Below are 19760 nucleotides of genomic sequence, written 5' to 3'. Positions count from 1 at the left end.
GAGAAGCGATGCTGGTGTCCATCGGAATCCCGGTCCGCAACGGCGCGGACCGGCTGGAGACGGCCGTGCGCTCCGCGCTCGCCCAGGATCACGCCGAGCTGGAGGTCGTGATCTCGGACAACGCCTCCACCGACGGCACGCAGGAGCTCTGCCGCGAGCTGGCCCGCCAGGACAGCCGCATCTCCTACCACCGCCAGCCCCACGACCTGCACGTGGTCGGGAACTTCGTGGAGGTCCTGCGCCGCGCGCGCGGTGAGTTCTTCCGCTGGATGGGCGACGACGACCTGCTCGAACCCGGCTACGTCTCGCGGACCCTGGAGCCGTTCCTGGCCGACGAGCGGCTCATCCTGGTCACCTCCGACGTCCGGTACACCGGCGCGGACGGCACCGTCCACCAGCCGCGCTACCGCGGCACCCGGATGCTCTCCGACGACCCGGTCGACCGCCTGGACGAGCTGTGGGACGTGGTCACCACCCAGCACCACGGCCTCGACCCCCTCTACGGCCTGATGCGGCGCGAGCGGGTGGCCGCCGTGCCGAGACCGCTGATGATCCGCGAGGACGAGGTCTTCGCCACCATGCTCGCGCTGACCGCGCCCTGGGGGCACGTCCCGGAGGTGCTGGCCCACCGCAACCTGCGCGAACGCCGCCTGTCCGGGATCGCGGCGGCGCTCGGCGTACCGGCCTGGACCGCCCATTTCGCCACCACGCTGCAGTTCCGTGCCATGCACCGGGCCCTCGGCGGCACGGAACTGTCGGCGGAGCAACGCGCCCGCGCGCGGGCCGTGCTGCTGCGCACGTACTGGCGGCGCCAGCAGCAGATGCTGACGCACCGCAGCCGCAAGATCGCCGGGTTGGCCGCCCGACTCGTCTCCTCGAAAGGGTGAAACCCACGTGCTGATTCGCATCGTGCGGCTGCTCATGCAGCCGGGCCGCATCCTGCTGGCCGTCCTGCGGCGCCTGCCGTTCGGCTCGTACGAGCTGCGCTGCGCGCTCGACCTCTACCCGAGACCGCACTACGCGTACGGCGTCCAGCAGGCGGCCGAGCTGGCCAGGCGGCTCGGCGTCGGCCGGATCAGCGTGGTCGAGTTCGGCGTCGCGGGCGGCGCCGGCATGGTCGAGCTCAACCGCATGGCGGCGCTGGCCACGGCGGCGACCGGCGTCAAGATCGACGTGTACGGCTTCGACACCGGCGCCGGCCTGCCCAAGCCCACCGACTACCGCGACCTGCCCTACATCTGGCGCGAGGGCGACTTCGTCATGGACGTGGAGGCCCTGCGCGCCCGCCTCGGAGCGGCGCACCTGATCCTGGGCGACATCGAGGACACCGTGGGGGACTTCCTGGACGGCGAGCGCCCCGCGCCCATCGGGTTCGTCTCGATCGACGTGGACTTCTACTCCTCGACCGCGGCCGCGCTCAGGCTGTTCGCCGGCGATCACCGGTACTTCCTGCCCCGCGTGTTCGTCTACCTCGACGACACCGTGGGCGACGACGACCAGGTCATCCACAACGACTACGTCGGCGAGCTGAGCGCGATCCGCGAGTTCAACGAGGACAACAAGGCGATGAAGCTGGCCCCGATCAACGGCCTGCGGCACAAGCGCCCGGTCCCGGCCCCCTGGAACGACAACATCCAGGCGCTGCACCGGTTCGACCACCCCGACTATTCGACCTACGTCGCCCGTCCGGACACCGAGACACAATTGCCTCTGTAGCCCCTTGTAACGAACGAGCAGGCTTGGCCGAGAGAAGGGAAAAGAACGACGCGAGGGGGTAAATCTCGCTATGTCCGTTATATTAACCAACAGCCGGATTCGGGATGATGTTCGGCGCCAAATGATCTTCAAAGGGGACGTGTTCCTCTACTCCGCCACCCCCGCCTCGACCAAGCTGATCGAGTTCGCCCGTGAGCTGATCGAGGAGGCGTTCGAGGGCCGCGACCCGCAGACCGCCCAGCACGAGATGGCGGTGGAGGACTTCGCCGCGCTGCTCGCCGAGCTCAAGCCCCGCTTCATCCATCATCCCACCAGCAAGAAGCTCCTCACCGCCCTGCTGGAAGAGCTCGGCATGGCGCCCGACAAGACCTACTTCGACGTGCCGAGACTGCGCACCTCGACCGCCGACCACTACCTCGACTCGGGCATCTCCTACGCCTACCACGCGCACAGGGACTGCTGGTACTCCGCGCCGTTCTGCCAGGTCAACTGGTGGATGCCCATCTACGAGGTGGTCCCGGAGAACGTCTTCGCCCTGCACCCGCAGTACTTCGACCGTCCCGTGCTCAACGGCAGCGGACGCTACGACTACGCGGAATGGACCGCCGTGAGCCGGCCCACCGCCGCACAGCACGTCCACAGTGACACCAGGGAGCAGCCCAAGCCGGAGGAGGCGCTCGACCTCGACCCCGAGCTCCGGCTCGTCCCCGAGCCGGGCGGCATGATGCTGTTCTCCGGGGCGCACCTGCACTCCACCGTCGCCAACACCTCCGGCAGGACCCGCTTCAGCATCGACTTCCGCACCGTCCACATCGACGACGTCCGCTCCCGCGCCGCCGCCCCCAACGTGGACGCGGCCTGCCGCGGCACCACCCTGCGCGACTTCCACCGGGCTGACGACCTTTCGCGCATTCCGGAGGAGCTCGCGGCGGCCTACGAGGCCGAGGCGCTGGCCAAGGTCACCTGAACCGGGTCACCCGAACCGCGCTCGCGCGGCCTCGCGCAGGCTCCTCCAGCCCCTGTGCCGCTGGAAGGGCAGCTCGAAGACGGAAGCGAACAACCACGCCACCCCCACGCTCGCCGGCACGGCCAGGGCGAGCGTGAGGAGGAAGGCAGGCATCCCCGGCGGGACGCGCGGGGCGACGACCAGCCGGTTGACCATGACGACCAGCGGCGCGTGGATCAGGTAGAGGCTGTAGGAGAACGATCCCAGCCGCCGTACCGGACGGGTGTCGAGCAGCCGTACGAGCCATCCCGGCCGGCCCGTCGCCACGCCCGCCAGCAGCAGGCCGGCGGCGGGCCCGACCGCGAGGTCCACCCAGAAGAAGTGCCCCACCACCCAGACCGGACCGGCCACCACGACCAGCGCGAGCACCGGGAGCGCGGCCGCCGCGGCCAGCCAGTGCCACGGCAGCCGGCCGGTGCGCTCCGAGGCCCGCACCACCCCGGCGCACACCGCGCCCACGGCGAACAGCGCGGCGAACTGCGGGGTCAGCCGCATCAGCAGCTCCACGGCCGGCACGTACGGCGCCAGCGCCCCCACGGCCGCCACGATCAGCGTCACCGCGCCGAGCATCACCGTCGCGCCCCACCTGCGCAGCACCAGCACCATCAGCGGGAAGACCAGGTAGAGCTGCGCCTCGACCGCGATCGACCACATGGCGCCGTTGGGGCTGGGGGAGCCGAAGACGTCCTGGAGCAGCAGCCCGTAGAACAGGACCGACTGGCCGGTGGGGACCTGCTGCCCCGGCTGCGGGATGACCGTCCACGCGATCACCAGGCTGAACAGCAGCGCGGCCCAGTACGGCGGCAGGATGCGCCAGGCCCGCCGGTTGAAGAACGTGGGGATGCTCCCGAGCCGCCATCCGGACCGGGCGGGCGAGACCGCCAGCGAGAACCCGGACAGGACGATGAACACCACGACCGCGAAGTGCCCGTAGAGCAGCCATCCCGTCCACCAGGGCGCGTCGTTGACCGGGAACCCGGGGAACGACAGGAGCCAGCAGTGGTGCAGGACCACGAACAGCGCGGCCAGACCGCGTAACCCGTCGAGCCCGGCGAGCCTGCTGCGTGTCGCCGGACGCTCGAATGTCAGCCCCACCAGAAGCCCCCGTCGCCGTAGTCGTAGGTCTATCGCGATGACCGCGGCCGATGTAACCGTTCTGGGGGGATGTAACGTCTGCCGGTGATTGTGCGATGGTCCCCTATAGGGCAAGTTCGCTGATGCGGGGGAACGTACCAAAATGGAGTTCTGGAAGGCGATCCTTGGTCTTCTCCGACGAATTCTGATAGGCCCGCCGCTGATCCTCCTGTCGATCCTGATGGGCGTCGCGGTGTACGCCATCCTTCCGGCCCACTACACGACCGACGTCTCCCTCGTCCTCGCGACCCCGGTGAACGGCGGCACGGTCAACACCGACAGGACCAAGCAAGGGCTGACCAACCCCTTCCTCTCCTTCAACGACGCGCTCAAGACCGGCGCCAGCATCGTCATCCTGGCGATGAACACCCAGGACGTCTGGACCGAGCTCGGCGCCCCCAAGGACGGCCCGACCGAGATCACCATCGACGACGGGCGCACCAACCCCAACGTCCTGGACATCAACGGGCCCTACATCTACATCAGGGTGGACAGCGAGTCCCCGCGGCAGGCCACGACCGTCCTCATGGCGGCCCGCGAGCGCGTGGCGAGCGAGCTGTTCAGATGGCAGAAGGCGCTCGGCGCGCCGGCGAACACCTTCATCACCTCCACCGACATCGTGCCGCCGTCCAGGCCGGAGGCCGACCACAGCGTGAACTGGCAGGGCGCGATCGGCGGCGCCCTGCTCACCCTGTTCCTGGGCCTCGGCATCGCCTACGGCATGGTGGTCCGGCGGGAGCCGAGACGGCTCCGGCAGCCCGAGCCGGCCCCCCGGGCCGCGCCCCCGGTTCCGGCACCCGTCCCCACCCCGGCTCCGGCGCCCGAGCCCGTGGAGGCCCAGGGGCCCGAGCCCGCCGAGTTCCAGGCCCTCGACGAGGACAGCTCGGCCACCATGGAGTTCCCTGCCTACCGGGCCGGGCCGCTGTCGCCCGTCCCCGCGCCGAGGAAGGCGAACCAGGACGACGGCGAGGAGTGAGGGCTCGCCATGGACTTCTGGGCGACGGCGAAAATCCTGTTCAAGCGCTGGTACGTGACGGCTCCCGCGTTCCTGCTCACGGTCGTGACGGCCCTCGGCGTCTTCGCCGTCGCGCCCAAGACCTACATCTCCAGCTCGGCGCTCGTCCTGACGCTGCCGGTGACCGGCGGCAGCGTGCCGAGCGACCCCAAGTTCCCCAACCCGCGCACCAACCCGCTGGTCTCCTTCGACCAGGGGCTCAGCATGACCTCCTCGATCCTCATCCAGGCGCTCAACACGCCTCGGACGGCCGCCGCGGTCGGCGCGCCCATCGGCGGCGACGTCACCCTCAAGATCACCAGCGGTGGCACCAACCCCGAGCTGATGCCCGCGACACCGTTCATCGTGATCATCTGTGAGGCGCCGACCGCCGAGCTCGCCCACGGCATCGTCGTGAAGGTCACCGCCCTGGCCCAGAAGGAGCTGCGGGCCCGGCAGCAGCAGGTCAAGGCGCCGCCCACCACGTACGTGACCGCCACCGTCGTGGTGCCGCCGACCGCGCCCGACGAGAAGAAGGGCAGCCGCATGCGCAGCGCGGTGATCACCGGCGCGCTGGCGTTCTTCATGAGCCTGTTCGCCGCCTTCGCGGTCGAGAGCTTCGCCCGGCACCGCCGCGCGCGCCGCCGGCCGGGGGGCGGTGCCGTCCGGTTCGAGCCCGCGTTCACCAACGGCGCCCGGACGCCGGCGGGACGCGAAGGATGAGCGCGACCGTCCTGCCGCGGCGTGCCGACGGCGCCACCCTGGCCTGCCTGTTCGTGCTGTTCCTGCTGATCCTGCCGGCCCGCCTGGCGGTCGCCGGGCTCCCGCTCTCGCTCACCCCCGCCGAGATCATGGCCCTGTTCCTGGGCCTGGTGTGGGTGTGCGCCCAGATGGTCGGCACGACCGGCGTCGCCAAGGGCGGCAACCCGGTCCGCACCTCGATCTTCGTCTACGGCATGCTGCTGCTGGCCGTCTACGGCTACACGACCTACCGCTACCTGCCCTCCGACGAGCTCAACCTCGCCGACCACACGCTGGTGCTCTACCTGGGGTACGCCAGCCTGCTGCTGGTCATGTGCGACGGGATCGGCAACCGCGAGCGCCTCGACTTCGTGCTCAAGGCGGTCGTCATCGGCGGCACGTTCGCCGCGATCGTCGCGTTGCTGCAGTTCCGGCTGGACTTCGACCTCACCGAGTACATGCGCGTCCCCGGTCTGCGCCACTCCTCGGTCGAGGAGGTGCCGACCGTGATCTCCCGGTCCGACCTGCGCAGGGTCGCCGGCACGCTCGGCCACCCGATCGAGTTCGGCGCGCTGTCGGCGATGCTGCTGCCCCTGGCCGCCCACCTCGGCTTCCAGGCGCGCAGCCGGGGCCAGGCCGCCACCCGCTGGTGGATCTGCGCGGCCGTCATCGCGGCCGGCCTGATGTTCTCGGTCTCCAGGACGGCCGTGCTGGGCCTGGCCGGGGCGGGGCTGATCCTGCTGCTCGGCTGGTCCAACCGGCGGCGGATCGTCACCATCGGCGCGTTCGTGGTGTTCCTGGGCTTCATGAAGGTCCTGGCGCCGGGCCTGATCGGCACGTTCTACAACCTGTTCGCCGGCGCGGGCGAGGACAGCAGCGTCATCTACCGCACCCACGACTATCCCTTCGCGATGCGGGAGTTCGCCAAGAGCCCGATCTTCGGCCGCGGCCTCGGCACCTGGTACCCCTTCAAGCACCAGGTGTTCGACAACCAGTACCTGCTGTCGCTGGTCGAGACCGGGGTGATCGGCGTGCTCGGGTTCGTCGGCGTGATCGTGTGCGGGATCGTCGTCGCGCTGCGGGTACGCCGCATGAGCACCGACCCGAACGTGCGCAACCTCGGCCTGACCATCGCCGCCTGCCTGGTGATCCCGCTGCTCGGCGCGGCCACCTTCGACCTGCTGTCCTTCCCCGGCATCACCAGCGTGCTGTTCCTGCTCGTCGGCGCGGCCGGGGCGCTGATGCGGTTCGAACGCCGCGATCAGGCGGACAGGATGGTCCTGAGCTCCTTCCACGAGCCCGCCGACCTGTCGCGCTCGCTGATCGCGGTCACCGGCAACGGCCACGGCAGCGCGAGGTCGGGGTCGTCGTAGCGGACGGCCAGGTCCTCGGCCGGGTCGTGCTCCCTGTCGATGCGGTAGCAGACGTCGGCCTGCTCGGTCAGCGCCTGGTAGCCGTGCAGGATGCCCGGCGGCACGTACAGGTGGGCGAAGGTCACGTCGTCCAGCCGTACGGCGACGTGCGAGCCGAACGTCGGCGAACCCGGCCGCGCGTCCACCAGGACGTCGAGCACCGCGCCGTGGGCGGCGCGCACCAGCTTGGCCTCGCCGCGGCCCGACCGGCCGTGCATGCCCCTGACGGTGCCGAGCCGTGAGCGCGACTGGCTGTCCTGGATGAACGCCGTGTGGTCCAGCCCGTGCTCGGCGGCGATAGCGGCGTCGAAGGTCCTGGTGAACAGGCCGCGGTCGTCGTGGCTCGGCGTCGGCACGAACAGCAGCACGCCTTCGAGCTCCAGTCGCTCGACTCTCATGGTGTTCCTCTCCTGTGGAAGGGCCCGCGGCTCATCCGGGCAGCGCCCGCAACCGGCGGGACGGCCTGAGCAGCGCCACGACCGAGGCCCTGGCCGTACGCCGGCCGGCCGCCGCCCGCATCGCCTCGCCGAGCAGCACGGCCAGGAAGAAGGCCGCGGTCGCGACCCGGCCCCGCCGCCGCCGGAACAGCCGGACGCGGTTGACCGTGAGCAGCGCGGCCAGCATCGGGCTGGTCTTGGCCTCGCCGCCGATGTGCTCGACCACGGCGGCGGGCTCGTACCAGAGGGTCCAGCCGGCGTCCGCGGCGCGCAGCGCGTACTCGGTCTCCTCGCTGTAGAGCAGGAAGGACTCGTCCCAGGGGCCGAGCCGGGCCAGCGCCGTGGCCTTGACGAGCATGGCGGCGCCGGTGGCCCAGTCCGCCGGGCCGGGACGTTCGTAGCGGGCGGGGTCGACGACCATCTCGCCCAGCGTGCCGATCCGGCCCGCCAGCCGGCCGCCGACCAGCGACTCGGCCAGCGCGCGGCGTACGGCGGGCGTGCGGCGCAGCGAGTGGTGGAGCACGCCTTCGGTGCTGACCAGCCGGGGGACCGCGATGCCGGTGCCCGGCCGGTCGAGGGCCGCGCCCAGCACGGCCAGCGCGCCGGGGCGCAGGCGGCAGTCCGGGTTCAGGACGAGGACGGCGTCGAGGTCGTCCAGGTCGAGCGAGGCGACCCCGGCGTTGATCGCCGCGGCGTACCCGGCGTTCCTGCCCACCTGGAGCGGCCGTACGGGCAGGCCGTCGACCTGTTCCGCGAGGCGCAGCGAGTCGTCCTTGGAGGCGTTGTCGGCCACGACGACGTCGGTGAGCCGGACCCCCTTCGCGCCCTCGGGCAGGGAGGCCAGGCAACCGCCGAGGACCGGCGCGCTGTTGTAGGTCACGATCACGATCGCGACTCGGGGAGGGCCGGGCGTCACATGTCGCCATCGCCGGCCGGGAATGGATCGTTACAGGTAACAGAAGGCACTGATGAGGCGATGAGGAGGTAGGGGCCGGGTGTCGTAGAAGACGGAGACACAATCCATGCAGGATCTGCAGGCTTTCACCTTCCGCCGGGACGAGTTGTTCCCGCTCGCGGACAAGTACTCCGAGCAGTTCCGTACCGCCTCGCCGTTCCGTCACGTGGTCATCGACGACTTCCTGCCGCCCGAGGTGCTGGAGCCCGTCCTCGACGAGTTCCCCGAGCCGCGCGACGCCACCTGGCAGCGGTTCGACAGCGCGCGCGAGGTGAAGCTGGCGCTGGCCGACACCGAGCGCATGGGACCGGCGACCCGGCGCCTGCTGGCCGAGTTCAACAGCGGTGTGTTCGTCGAGTTCCTGGAGCGGCTGACCGGCATCACGCAACTGGTCTCCGACCCGCACTTCGAGGGCGGCGGCCTGCACCAGATCCGGCCCGGCGGCTTCCTCAAGGTGCACGCGGACTTCAACCGCAGCCGCAGGCTCAACCTCGACCGCCGGCTCAACGGCCTGCTCTACCTCAACAAGGGGTGGGAGGAGAGCTACGGCGGCCACCTCCAGCTGTGGAACAAGGACATGACCGAGTGCGAGGGCAAGATCCTTCCGGTCTTCAACCGGTTCGTGCTGTTCGCCACGACCGACGACGCCAACCACGGCCACCCCGACCCGCTCACCTGCCCGCAGGACCGGGCCCGCCGTTCGATGGCGCTCTACTACTACTCCAACGGCAGGCCCGAGGCCGAGGTCGCCGACGGCCACACCACGCTGTTCAAGCAGCGGCCGGGCGAGGCGTGGAAGAGCAACCTGCGCCAGGTCGCCAAGCGCTGGACCCCGCCCGCGCTGGCCGACCTCGTCGGCGGCCGGAGGACCAAGGGCGAGTGAGGCCGTACGTCCGAGGCGGCTGGTGCCTCGTCGCGATCCTGGTCGTGCTGCTGGGCGGCTGCACCGGCTCGCCGGACAGGCCCGAGGTCACGAGGTCGCCCGCCGTGGCCACGTCCAGGCCGAGCACGCCGCCGCCGTCCGAGCAGGCCGCGCCGGGCCGGCCCGGCGCGCACAACACGGGCGTGCCCGAGGGCGTGGCGCTGCGCAAGTCGGGCTCGATCCGGGTGACCAGGAACGGCACGGTCATCGACGGCGTCGAGGTGACCGGCTACATCACGGTCGAGGCCGACGACGTGATCATCCGCAACACCCGGGTGCGCGGCACCAAGGGCTGGTGGGGCATCCTCCAGCGCGAGGGACGCACCGGCCTGACGGTCGAGGACACCGAGATCTTCGGCAACGGCCGGCAGCGCACCCAGTTCGGCATACTCAACCAGGGCAAGCTGATCACGATCCGCCGGGTCGACATCCACACGATCTCCAACGGCATCCTGACCCAGCAGGGCCTGGTCGAGGACTCCTACGTGCACGACCCGAAGTACTACGCGGGCGACCACACCGACATGATCATGTCCACCGGGCCGCCCGCCGCCGGGACCGAGCTGGTCATCCGGCGCAACACGGTGATCAACACCCTCGACCAGACCGGCGCCATCGCGCTCTTCCAGGACTTCGGCGTCGTCAAGGACGTGACCGTCGAGGGCAACCTGCTGGCCGGCGGCGGCTGGTCGCTGTACGCCGGTGCCGGGGTGAAGGGCAAGTCGTCCAACATCAAGGTGATCGGGAACGTCTTCAGCCGCCGCGTCTGGCCCAAAGGGGGAGCGGCGGGGCCGGTTTCATATTGGGATAAGGACGGGCCCGGAAATCGGTGGCAGGGCAACACCTGGGAAAGCGGCGAGACGGTAACGCCGGGATAACGACCGTTTGTCGGATTTGCCGTGATGATTGGAAAAGATGAGCTTGTTGGGAATTTGGAGGATAACGAGTTTATTTCGGTAAAAGGCACCACTTCTTCTTTCGGCATGGCTACTCTCTCCCCTTGGGGGACTCGGCCATGATCGGAAGGAGTCGCCTGTGTCGCGGCATCGAAGAGGGAAGAGACGTACCGGCTGGTTATCCTTGGCCGGTGTCTCCGTGGTGGCGGTGCTGGCCGGCGGGTACGGCCTCGTCGTCTCCGACGTACTGGAGCCCCGGGCGATCCTGACGGACGCGAGCGGGGCGAGGAGCGCGGCCACGCCGCACGCCGCCGCCGGCCGGCGGTCCCGGCCGCGTCCCACCACCCACAAGCCCCGGCCCACCAAGGTCCGGAGCCGGGAGCCGTGGTGGTGGCCCAGGCGGCCCACGAGGAAGCCGACCGCGCGCCCGACGCGCCGTCCCACCCACCGGCCGACGCACCGGCCGACCCCGACCCCGACGCCGACCGACACCCTGCCCGGGACGCCCTCGGTGACGCCCACCGCGCCCCCTCCCGCCACGCCGACCGTCGCGGCCACCCGCACCCCGACCCCCACGCCCACCAGGACGCACACCCGCACCCCCACCCCGACGCCCAGCGACCCCCCGCCCGCGACCCCCACGGCGACCTCGACAGCGACCCCCACGGCGACATCCACGGCCACCCCGACGGCGACCCCCACGGGGACGCCCACCAAGACACCGCCTCAGACGCCGACCCAGAGCCCGCCCCACACCCCGACCCAGACGCCCACCAAGGCGCCCACCTCCACCCCGCCCCCCAGCGGCGGCTGGCCCGGCGCGGGCAACACCGGCGTCCCCGGCGGCACCGACCTGATCAAGAAGACCGGCTCGATCGTCATCAAGGAGGACGGCAAGGTCATCGACGGCTGGGACGTCACCGGCGACATCACCGTCGAGGCCGACAACGTGACCATCCGCAACACCCGCGTCCGCGGCCAGAGCGACTACTGGGGCATCCTCCAGCGCGAGGGCTTCTCCGGTTTGAAGGTCGAGGACAGCGAGATCTTCGGCAACGGCAGGGTCCGCACCCAGTTCGGCATACTCAACCAGGGCAAGATGATCACGATCCGCCGCGTGGACATCCACACCATCTCCAACGGCATCCTCACCGACCAGGGCCTGGTCGAGGACTCCTACGTGCACGACCCGAAGTACTACTCCGGCGACCACACCGACATGATCATGTCCACCGGCACCGCCGCCCCCGGCACCGAGCTGGTCATCCGGCACAACACGGTGATCAACACCCTCGACCAGACCGGCGCCATCGCCCTCTTCCAGGACTTCGGCGTCACCAGGAACGTCACCGTCCAGGGCAACTTCCTGGCGGGCGGCGGCTGGTCGCTGTACGCGGGCGCCGGACGGAAGGGCCTGTCGTCCAACATCAAGGTGATCGACAACGTCTTCAGCCGCAAGGTCTGGCCCAAGGGCGGTTACGCCGGCCCGGTGTCGTACTGGGACGCGAACGGGCCGGGCAACGTCTGGCGGGGCAACTCCTGGGAGAGCGGCGGCGCCGCCATCATGGGTTCGGACTAGCCGCTAGCTGCGGATCGCGATGACCGACTTCACCAGCCCGGCCAGCCGCTCGAAGCGGAGCTGCGACTTCGGGAAGTAGTGCCGCATCTCGGTCACGCTCAGCAGCTCGACCTCCATGGCGATCATCCGGGCGGCGTCCCGGTCGGAGGTCGGGGTGTGGACGAGCGGCCAGCGGCGCAGGATCGTCGTACGCGCGGCCAGCGGCAGGAACTGGAAGCCGGGGAACAGGAAGTGCGGCTCGACCGGGAAGTACCGATAGGGCGTCTGCACCCAGTGGCGCTCGGCCATCTCGTGCACGGTGTCGGCGAAGCGCTGCCGGCGCTGGTGGCCGCCGACGTGCTCGATGACGGCGTTGGAGAAGACCAGGTCGTAGCGGGTGCCGCGGATCGCGGTCGGCAGGTCGCAGGCGTCGGCCACGTCGGCCCGCAGCCACGACGGCAGGTCGGCGGGCGGCTGTTCGAGGTTGACGATGTGCACGTGCGCGGGCCTGACCGGCGCGCGCATCCAGGCCCCGGCCGTGCCGCCGAGGTCGAGGACGCTCATCCGGTCGAGGTCGGGGAAGCGGCCGGCGAACCACTGCCACCTTCGCGCCCGCGCCTTCGCGCCCAGTGAGTCGGGGGCGTCCACGAAACGACTGCGCAATGCGTTGAGGCGGCTCATAAAGGGACTCCTCCGGCCGGAATAAGTAGCCCTATGCTCCCAGAATTTCGCCTGCCCGGCTAAGTGCGCGTTTCTTCGTGACATTCTTGGGATGCGTACCAATTGACCGTCCGGCGCAACCCTTCGTCCAATTCCGTGGCAGGACGCCAGCCGAGCCGGTCCGCCGCCGGAACGATGTCGGCGACCTGCGTGATGTCGTGCGGACGGTCGGGCGCCGTGCCGAACTCGGGCCGCGTGCTCGCGCCGGTGACGCGGTAGAGCCGCTCGACGATCTCGTGGGCGGCGGTCCGTATGCCGGTGCCGATGTCGAGGGTGTGCCCGACCGCCTTGCCGGACTCGCCCGCCAGGACGAACGCGTCCACGACGTCGTCCACGTAGATCCAGTCGGCGAGTTTGGCACCCCTGGTCAGCCGGGGACGTTCGCCGCGCAGGAGACAGAGCGTCACGTACGGCACGAGCTTGCTGGTGTCGGGCTGGGCCGGGCCGTAGACCATGCTGGGACGCAGCACGGTGACGGGCAGGTCCCAGAGCCGGTGGTAGAGCCGCGCGTAGCCGGTGGCGGCCCACTTGGACATCGCGTACGCCGACGAGGGCGGCGCGTGGTCGTTGCCCGGCCGCGGCTCCTCGATCGAGCCGGTGAACACGGCCCGGACGTCGTGCTCGCGCGCGGCCGACAACACGTTGACCGCGCCCACGACGTTGCTCTCCAGCGTGGCCCGGACGACCTCGTCGCCGCGCGACCCGGTGACCTCGCCGGCGAGGTGGAACAGCAGGTTCGGGCGTACCGACCGGAACAGCCGCGAGGTGTCGCCGGCGTCGTCGAGCCGGGTCTGGTGCCAGATCTCGCCGTGGCGGGCCTGCTGCGGCCGACGGCTGATCGCGTGCACCTGCGCACCGAGCGCGCGTAAGCGCGTGACCAGGTGCGATCCGATGAACCCGGCCGCACCCGTCACCAGCACCACGGCCTCAGGCCAATGCGACATCGTGGATTGACCTCCGTGGAAGATGGAGCCGTTCGGCCGACGGCTCCATCTAATACACGAACTAGCCGATGCGCCAGGTGTCTCCACCCATGAGCAGCTCGCTCAGGTCGCCGGGGCCCTTCTGCGCCACGGCCTCCTCCAGCTGGTCGGCCATGAGCACGTCGTAGGCCGGGCGGTCGACCTGGCGGAAGATGCCGATCGGCACGTGCTCGAAGGCCGGCTCGTCGAGCCTGCTGAGGGCGAAGGCCACCGACGGGTCGGGGTTGTGGGCGTCGTGCACGAGGATCTGCTCCTCGCTCACGCCGTCCCTGGCGACGACCTCGATGCCGCCGTTCGCGCCGCGCACGACGGCCTTGGACGCGCTCACGATCGGCTCGCCGTGCTCAAGGCGCAGCGTGATGTCGTCGCGGACCGCCGGGTCCTTGAGCTGCTCGAAGGCGTTGTCGTTGAAGATGTTGCAGTTCTGGTAGATCTCCACCAGCGACGTGCCCCGGTGGGCCGTGGCCTCGCGCAGCACCGACTGAAGATGCTTGCGGTCGGAGTCGATCGTGCGGGCCACGAACGACGCCTCGGCGCCGATGGCCAGCGAGATCGGGTTGAACGGCTTGTCCAGCGAGCCCATCGGCGTCGACTTGGTGATCTTGCCGACCTCGGAGGTGGGCGAGTACTGGCCCTTGGTCAGACCGTAGATCCTGTTGTTGAACAGCAGGATGTTCAGGTTGACGTTGCGGCGCAGCGCGTGGATCAGGTGGTTGCCGCCGATCGACAGCGCGTCGCCGTCACCGGTGATCACCCACACCGACAGGTCGGGCCGGGAGGCGGCCAGGCCGGTCGCGATCGCGGGCGCGCGGCCGTGGATCGAGTGGAAGCCGTAGGTGTCGAGGTAGTACGGGAAGCGCGAGGAGCAGCCGATGCCGGAGACGAACACGATGTTCTCGCGCCGCAGCCCCAGCTCCGGCAGGAAGCTCTGCACCGCGGCCAGGATCGCGTAGTCACCGCAACCCGGGCACCAGCGCACCTCCTGGTCGGACTTGAAGTCCTTCAGCCCCTGCTTGACGTCGGTCTTGGGAACCAGGCTCAGGCCCTTCCCGTTCACCAGCTCAGTCACTGTCCATCACGTCCTGAATGACTCCGGCCAGCTCCTCGGCCTTGAACGGGAGCCCGCGCACGCGGTTGTAGCTGATCACGTCGACGAGGTAGCGGGCCCGCAGCAGCAGCGCGAGCTGGCCGAGGTTGACCTCGGGCAGCAGCACCTTGTCGTAGCTCTTGAGCACCTCGCCGGTGTTGGCCGGCAGCGGGTTGAGGTGGCGCAGGTGCGTCTGGGCGACCTTGCCGCCGTTGCGCCGGATGCGCCGTACGGCCGCCGCGATCGGCCCGTACGTCGAGCCCCAGCCGACGACCAGGACCCTGGCGTCGCCGTCGGGGTCGTCGACCTCAAGGTCGGGCACGTCGATCCCGGCGATCTTGGCGGCCCGGGTGCGGACCATCAGGTCGTGGTTGTCCGGGTCGTAGGAGATGTTGCCGGTGCCGTCGGCCTTCTCGATGCCGCCGATGCGGTGTTCGAGGCCGGGCGTGCCGGGGATGGCCCACGGGCGGGCCAGCGTCTCGGCGTCACGCTTGAACGGCAGGAACTCGCCGCCCTCGCCGTTGGGCTCGGTCGTGAATTCCTGCGAAATGTCGGGCAAGTCGGAAACTTCGGGCAGGCGCCACGGCTCCGAGCCGTTGGCCAGGTAGCCGTCCGAGAGCAACATGACCGGGGTGCGGTACTTGACCGCGATCCGCGCCGCCTCGACGGCCGCGTCGAAGCAGTCGCTCGGCGAGAGCGGCGCGACGATCGGCACCGGCGACTCGCCGTTGCGGCCGAACATGGCCATCAGCAGGTCGGTCTGCTCGGTCTTGGTCGGCATGCCCGTGCTGGGACCGGCGCGCTGGACGTCAACGATGATCAACGGCAGCTCGGTGGTGACCGCGAGGCCGACCGTCTCGGCCTTCAGCGCCACGCCGGGACCGGAGGTGGTGGTCACGCCCAGCGCCCCGCCGAACGCCGCCCCCAGCGCCGCGCCGACGCCCGCGATCTCGTCCTCCGCCTGGAAGGTGCGGATGCCGAACCGCTTGTGCTTGGACAGCTCGTGCAGGATGTCGCTGGCCGGCGTGATCGGGTACGAGCCGAGGAACAGCGGCAGCTTCGACTGCACGCTGGCCGCGATCAGCCCGTAGGCGAGGGCCTGGTTCCCGGAGATGTTGCGATAGACGCCGGGAGCCAGCCTGGCGGGCTTGACCTCGTAGGAGACCGAGAACGACTCGGTCGTCTCGCCGTAGTTCCAGCCCGCCTGGAAGGCCGCGATGTTCGCCTTGGCGATGTCGGGCTTCTTGGCGAACTTCTGCTGCAGGAACGAGATCGTCTGCTCGGTCGGCCGGTGGTAGAGCCACGACAGCAGGCCGAGGGCGAACATGTTCTTGGCGCGCTCGGCGTCCTTCTTCGAGATCTCGAAGCCTTCGAGCGCCTTGACCGTCAGCGAGGTCAGCGGCACCGCGTGCACGCGCCACTCGCTCAGGGAGTCGTCCTCCAGCGGGTTGGCCGCGTAGCCGACCTTCTGCAGGTTGCGCTTGGAGAACTCGTCGATGTTGGCGATGATGTCGGCGCCGCGCGGCAGGTCGCCGAGGTTGGCCTTCAGCGCCGCCGGGTTCATCGCCACGAGCACGTTGGGCGCGTCGCCGGGCGTCAGGATGTCGTGGTCGGCGAAGTGGAGCTGGAAGCTCGACACGCCGGGCAGGGTTCCTGCGGGGGCGCGGATCTCGGCGGGGAAGTTGGGGAGCGTCGACAGGTCGTTGCCGAACTCCGCCGTGCCCGCGGTGAAGCGGTCGCCGGTGAGCTGCATGCCGTCGCCGGAGTCGCCGGCGAACCTGATGATAACGCGGTCGAGTTGCTGGACCTGCTTCGTCACAGCTCAGTCCTCCTCGACGCGCCAAGGCGCGGTTGCTTTGGGCGCGTTCTCTGTTTCCATGCTAGATCCTCGGAAGGTCACGCGTTTGCCAGCCGCGAAAGCGGGTAACGCGGTCGGAAGTCAGGGGCAGGCGGGAGAACGACGACACAGCCCTGACGCGAGCCTGCAGAGGTCTACATGCAGGCGTGCGAAGAGGACGGTTCGGGTCACGAGCGCCAATGATACGTCCCCCCAACACGTGTGCTACGTCAGGGGCTGCTTGCGCGACTGCGTGCTCCCCGTCTCGTACAGGCGTCCGGCGCGCATCGCTGCGGAGCCGTACAGCTCTGGAACGGTCACGAAGGTGTAACCCTTCCCGCTGAGTTCTTTGAGGATGCCCGGAATCGCGTCGATCGACTCCGGATTGGTGTCGTGCAGCAGGATGATCGCGCCCGGATGGGCCTTGCGCACGACGCGGTCGGTGATCTCCGACGCCTTGGCGCCGGGCTCGTCCCTGGAGTTCACGTCCCAGCCGACCAGGGACAGCCCGAGCTCGCGGGCGACGTCGCGGACGTCCTTGCTGATCGCGCCGTACGGCGGGCGGGCCAGCGTGGGCTCCTGCCCGATCGCCGCCCTGACGGAGTCGTCGGTACGCCGGAAGGAGTCGGAGATCTTGCTGGTGCCCTGCTTCGACAGGTCCCGGTGGGCCCAGGAGTGGTTGCCGACCAGATGGCCTTCCGCGCTCATCCTGCGCAGCAGGCCCGGCTGCGTGACGGCGTTCGTCCCGACGGTGAAGAACGTGGCCCGCGCCTTGCCGGCGGCCAGCAGGTCGAGCAGCCGCCCGGTCCGCGGCCCCGGCCCGTCGTCGAACGTCAGCGCCACGCACTTGGTCCTGGCGCAGTTCACGCTGCCGGCCCGGTTGCTGGAGGCCTCGGGGCCGGTCGGGGGCGTCGTCTCCGGCCCGGCAGGGGGGGCGCTGCGGGCGGCCTCCCGTACGCTCTCCTGCGCTCGGCGTCCCAGCTCGGACAGCAGCGGCGCCACCCGTCCCGCCTGGACGGCCACGGCGACCCGGCCGAGCGAGCACGGCCCGATCTGGCAGTCGTCGAACTCGACCACCAGGTCACCGCTCTGGTTGAAGGCCATGGAGTCGAACTGGCCGGGGTCGGCGCGCACGCCGTCCCGCTCGACCTGCGGCTCGCGTCCCTTGAGCTGCTCCTTGACCAGCACCGTGAGCCGGTCGAGCGCCTGCTGTCCGCCGAGCAGCGCCATGGACCCGGACGCCGTGCCGGTACGCGGGTCGAACCAGAAGGTACGGGTGGAGTTGCCCCAGCTCGCGCCCAGGAACTCGCCGGTGCGCAGCCGTACCGCGACGGCCTGCGGGGAACGGGCGGCGAGCTGCCAGTCCACGTTCAGCTCAGAGCGCGGGTAGCCGCCGTTGACGCTCTTGGCGGCCCGGAAGGCGCGCAGCTGCCGCTCGGCCTCCGCGCGCAGCGCGCGGTTCAGGCCCGGCGCGTCGGCCAGTTCGGGGTAGCTGATGTGCACATATCTGCTGTGGTCGTCCTTGTTGGTGATGGTCGCTGTGGACAGGCCGACGACTGTCGCGGGGTCGACGAAGTCGATCGCCGTCGGCTCTGCCGGGACCAGCACGTCCCGCTCGGGCGTGGCGGCGGCCAGCCCGCAGCCCCCGGCCGAGAGGGCCAGCAGAGCGATTCCAAGCAAGAATCGCGTTTGGTGCATGTCTGTCAGGGTATGTGGGGGATCTTCCCTTTTGCCCCGTCTTGGGGTTATGGGGTCCGAGGTTTGACTGGGTTACGATCACGTCATGGAGGGCTACTTCGGGTCCTACGTGCTGGTCGCCGTGCTGTTCGCGATCGGTGTCGCCATCGTCACCGGGGCCCTCATGGTCAACCGGCTCCTGCGGCCCACCAGGCCGACCCCCGAGAAGCTGACCACGTACGAGTGCGGCGTCGACCCGGTCGGCGACGGCTGGGCGCAGTCCCAGGTCCGCTACTACGTCTTCACCTACCTCTACGTCGTCTTCGCCGTCGACGCCGTCTTCCTCTTCCCGTGGGCCACGGTCTTCGACGCGCCCGGCTACGGGGTGACGACGCTGGTCGAGATGTTCGTGTTCCTCGGCTTCATCGCCCTCGGCATCCTGTACGCCTGGCGCAAACGCGTCCTCAGCTGGACGTAGATCGCTGTTGACGACCGCTTGGTGTTTCGGCACATTTGTCAGCCATGTCGAGCACCGGGAAGGGATGGGCGGCGCGCCGGCAGGCAGCCGTCGTCCACAGCCTCCACCGTGACGTGATCCGGGCCGCCGTCGCCGGCGGCGCCGACCGGGCGGGCGGATCGGCCGGGATCGCGCGGACGGCCGGTTACGTGCTCGCCGGGCTGGTCCACCTGCTCCCGTTCGCCTTCCTGGCCCTCGGCGTCTATCTGGTGACCAGGTTCACCGTCCTCAGCGTGCCGATCGGGCTGATAGTGCTCGACCTCGCCTGGCTGCTGCGTCCCCGTCCCGTGCGCGTCCCGGGGGGAGCCGAGACGCTCACTCGGGAGAACGCCCCTCGCCTGTACGAGCTGATCGACCGGGTCGGCGCGGAGGTCGGCGCGCCTCGGACCCACCTCGTCGTGCTCAGCGGTGCCGTGAACGCCGGGTTCACCACGTACGGCTGGCGCAGACGCCCGCTGGTGGAGATCGGTTACCCCCTCTGGATGCTCCTGACCCCGGCCGAACGCGTGTCGGTGCTCGCCCACGAGATGGCCCATTCGCGCAACGGAGACGCCAGGCACGGGCTCGCCGTGGGCGGCGCGCTGCATTCGCTGGTCGAACTGCGGGAGGTGACCCGGTTCTGCTGGCGGCCGGGCGACGGCCTGTCCCAGCTGGCCGCCGAATGCCTGCTCGCGGTCGTCGGGCTGCCCGTCCGGGGGCTCATCGTCGTCCTGGAGCTGCTGCTCTACCGGTCGTCGCAGCGGGCCGAGTACCGCGCCGACGCCATCGAGGCCCGTGTAGGCGGGACCGAGGCGGCGCTCTCCTTGATGGATGCTCTGAGCACGCGGGTCGTGCCCGCCGTCCGGTTCCTGAGCACGCAGACCCTCGCGGTGGGCCGGCAGGACCTGTGGGAGGAACTGCGCGTCCACGTCGCCGGCATCTCGGAGGCGGAGATCGAACGGCTGCGCGTGGAGGCCGCGCTGGACGAACTACGGGTGGACAGGACGCATCCGCCCACGCACCTGCGGCGGGAGCACCTGGCGACGCTGCCGTACGCGGAGGCACGGGTGCGGGCGGAGGCCATGGAGGAGATCGAGGAGGAGCTGGCGCTGCCGGCGGAACGCGTGGCGCGCGGCCTCAAGGAGGACGCCCAGGCGGCCCTGTACCGCTGAGCGGGGAGTGCGTCCTT

The 19760-nt window shown here is 70.2% G+C and carries 20 protein-coding genes; 11 read left to right on the top strand and 9 right to left on the bottom strand.

Features of this window, described 5'->3' with window-relative positions; translation table 11 throughout:
• Nucleotides 1-8 precede the first annotated feature (8 nt).
• From ACIHAD_RS30115 to ACIHAD_RS30105, 3 genes are all read left to right on the top strand, one after another.
• A complete protein-coding gene (locus ACIHAD_RS30115) occupies nucleotides 9-887 on the top strand; it encodes a glycosyltransferase family 2 protein (RefSeq protein WP_397358004.1) in 879 nt (292 codons plus the stop codon).
• 7 nt (nucleotides 888-894) lie between these two features.
• Nucleotides 895-1716, top strand: coding sequence for a hypothetical protein (locus tag ACIHAD_RS30110; RefSeq protein WP_397358003.1), 822 nt, complete (start codon nucleotides 895-897; stop codon nucleotides 1714-1716).
• Nucleotides 1717-1837: 121 nt separating this feature from the next.
• Nucleotides 1838-2683, top strand: a complete 846-nt coding sequence (locus ACIHAD_RS30105) for a hypothetical protein (RefSeq protein WP_397358002.1) — start codon at nucleotides 1838-1840, stop codon at nucleotides 2681-2683.
• A gap of 6 nt (nucleotides 2684-2689) precedes the next feature.
• Here ACIHAD_RS30105 and ACIHAD_RS30100 read toward each other — a convergent pair whose 3' ends face one another.
• Complete coding sequence (locus ACIHAD_RS30100; protein WP_397358001.1) at nucleotides 2690-3817, bottom strand: acyltransferase family protein; 1128 nt, start codon at nucleotides 3815-3817, stop codon at nucleotides 2690-2692.
• A gap of 142 nt (nucleotides 3818-3959) precedes the next feature.
• Here ACIHAD_RS30100 and ACIHAD_RS30095 point away from each other — a divergent pair, with 142 nt between their 5' ends.
• From ACIHAD_RS30095 to ACIHAD_RS30085, 3 genes are read left to right on the top strand one after another with little or no spacing between them, the layout of a single operon-like run.
• Nucleotides 3960-4832 carry a hypothetical protein gene (locus tag ACIHAD_RS30095; RefSeq protein ID WP_397358000.1) on the top strand — a complete coding sequence of 291 codons (873 nt, stop codon included), beginning with the start codon at nucleotides 3960-3962 and terminating at the stop codon, nucleotides 4830-4832.
• Between the two features lie 9 nt (nucleotides 4833-4841).
• Nucleotides 4842-5573 carry a hypothetical protein gene (locus ACIHAD_RS30090; RefSeq protein ID WP_397357999.1) on the top strand — a complete coding sequence of 244 codons (732 nt, stop codon included), beginning with the start codon at nucleotides 4842-4844 and terminating at the stop codon, nucleotides 5571-5573.
• Complete coding sequence (locus ACIHAD_RS30085; protein ID WP_397357998.1) at nucleotides 5570-6964, top strand: O-antigen ligase family protein; 1395 nt, start codon at nucleotides 5570-5572, stop codon at nucleotides 6962-6964. The genes ACIHAD_RS30090 and ACIHAD_RS30085 overlap by 4 nt, the downstream gene beginning before the upstream one ends.
• Here the strand turns inward: ACIHAD_RS30085 and ACIHAD_RS30080 are convergent.
• Together ACIHAD_RS30080 and ACIHAD_RS30075 are read right to left on the bottom strand one after the other, a co-directional pair.
• The gene (locus ACIHAD_RS30080) at nucleotides 6853-7401 is read right to left on the bottom strand and encodes a dTDP-4-dehydrorhamnose 3,5-epimerase family protein (protein WP_397357997.1); all 549 of its coding nucleotides are present in this window, start codon (nucleotides 7399-7401) and stop codon (nucleotides 6853-6855) included. The genes ACIHAD_RS30085 and ACIHAD_RS30080 overlap by 112 nt on opposite strands.
• Nucleotides 7402-7432: 31 nt before the next feature.
• Complete coding sequence (locus ACIHAD_RS30075) at nucleotides 7433-8356, bottom strand: glycosyltransferase family 2 protein (RefSeq protein WP_397357996.1); 924 nt, start codon at nucleotides 8354-8356, stop codon at nucleotides 7433-7435.
• Nucleotides 8357-8462: 106 nt separating this feature from the next.
• Between ACIHAD_RS30075 and ACIHAD_RS30070 the strand changes: the two genes are divergently transcribed.
• From ACIHAD_RS30070 to ACIHAD_RS30060, 3 genes are all read left to right on the top strand, one after another.
• The gene (locus tag ACIHAD_RS30070) at nucleotides 8463-9278 is read left to right on the top strand and encodes a 2OG-Fe(II) oxygenase (RefSeq protein ID WP_397357995.1); all 816 of its coding nucleotides are present in this window, start codon (nucleotides 8463-8465) and stop codon (nucleotides 9276-9278) included.
• The gene (locus ACIHAD_RS30065; protein ID WP_397357994.1) at nucleotides 9275-10195 is read left to right on the top strand and encodes a hypothetical protein; all 921 of its coding nucleotides are present in this window, start codon (nucleotides 9275-9277) and stop codon (nucleotides 10193-10195) included. The genes ACIHAD_RS30070 and ACIHAD_RS30065 overlap by 4 nt, the downstream gene beginning before the upstream one ends.
• Before the next feature lie 202 nt (nucleotides 10196-10397).
• Nucleotides 10398-11792: a hypothetical protein gene (locus ACIHAD_RS30060; protein WP_397357993.1), complete on the top strand. Its 1395-nt coding sequence runs from the start codon at nucleotides 10398-10400 to the stop codon at nucleotides 11790-11792.
• Nucleotides 11793-11795: 3 nt separating this feature from the next.
• Here ACIHAD_RS30060 and ACIHAD_RS30055 read toward each other — a convergent pair whose 3' ends face one another.
• The 6 genes from ACIHAD_RS30055 to ACIHAD_RS30030 all read right to left on the bottom strand — a co-directional run bounded on the left by ACIHAD_RS30055 (nucleotide 11796) and on the right by ACIHAD_RS30030 (nucleotide 18078).
• Nucleotides 11796-12452, bottom strand: coding sequence for a hypothetical protein (locus ACIHAD_RS30055; protein WP_397357992.1), 657 nt, complete (start codon nucleotides 12450-12452; stop codon nucleotides 11796-11798).
• A gap of 59 nt (nucleotides 12453-12511) precedes the next feature.
• Nucleotides 12512-13435, bottom strand: a complete 924-nt coding sequence (locus ACIHAD_RS30050; RefSeq protein ID WP_397357991.1) for an NAD-dependent epimerase/dehydratase family protein — start codon at nucleotides 13433-13435, stop codon at nucleotides 12512-12514.
• Between the two features lie 61 nt (nucleotides 13436-13496).
• On the bottom strand, nucleotides 13497-14543 hold the full coding sequence (locus ACIHAD_RS30045; protein ID WP_397173030.1) for a 2-oxoacid:ferredoxin oxidoreductase subunit beta: 1047 nt from the start codon (nucleotides 14541-14543) through the stop codon (nucleotides 13497-13499).
• Complete coding sequence (locus ACIHAD_RS30040; RefSeq protein WP_397357990.1) at nucleotides 14536-16380, bottom strand: 2-oxoacid:acceptor oxidoreductase subunit alpha; 1845 nt, start codon at nucleotides 16378-16380, stop codon at nucleotides 14536-14538. Before ACIHAD_RS30040 ends, ACIHAD_RS30045 begins: the two co-directional genes overlap by 8 nt.
• A 120-nt stretch (nucleotides 16381-16500) precedes the next feature.
• Complete coding sequence (locus ACIHAD_RS30035) at nucleotides 16501-16590, bottom strand: putative leader peptide (protein WP_397357989.1); 90 nt, start codon at nucleotides 16588-16590, stop codon at nucleotides 16501-16503.
• Between the two features lie 33 nt (nucleotides 16591-16623).
• Nucleotides 16624-18078, bottom strand: coding sequence for a polysaccharide deacetylase family protein (locus ACIHAD_RS30030; protein WP_397357988.1), 1455 nt, complete (start codon nucleotides 18076-18078; stop codon nucleotides 16624-16626).
• A gap of 103 nt (nucleotides 18079-18181) precedes the next feature.
• Here ACIHAD_RS30030 and ACIHAD_RS30025 point away from each other — a divergent pair, with 103 nt between their 5' ends.
• Complete coding sequence (locus ACIHAD_RS30025) at nucleotides 18182-18553, top strand: NADH-quinone oxidoreductase subunit A (protein WP_397357986.1); 372 nt, start codon at nucleotides 18182-18184, stop codon at nucleotides 18551-18553.
• A gap of 44 nt (nucleotides 18554-18597) precedes the next feature.
• Nucleotides 18598-19743, top strand: coding sequence for a M48 family metallopeptidase (locus ACIHAD_RS30020; RefSeq protein WP_397357984.1), 1146 nt, complete (start codon nucleotides 18598-18600; stop codon nucleotides 19741-19743).
• Nucleotides 19744-19760 lie beyond the last annotated feature (17 nt).

This window comes from Nonomuraea sp. NPDC052265, from assembly GCF_044547985.1.
Lineage (GTDB): Bacteria > Actinomycetota > Actinomycetes > Streptosporangiales > Streptosporangiaceae > Nonomuraea.
The sequence above is the reverse complement of the archived record's forward strand: the minus strand, read 5'-3'. Positions and strand labels throughout refer to the sequence as shown.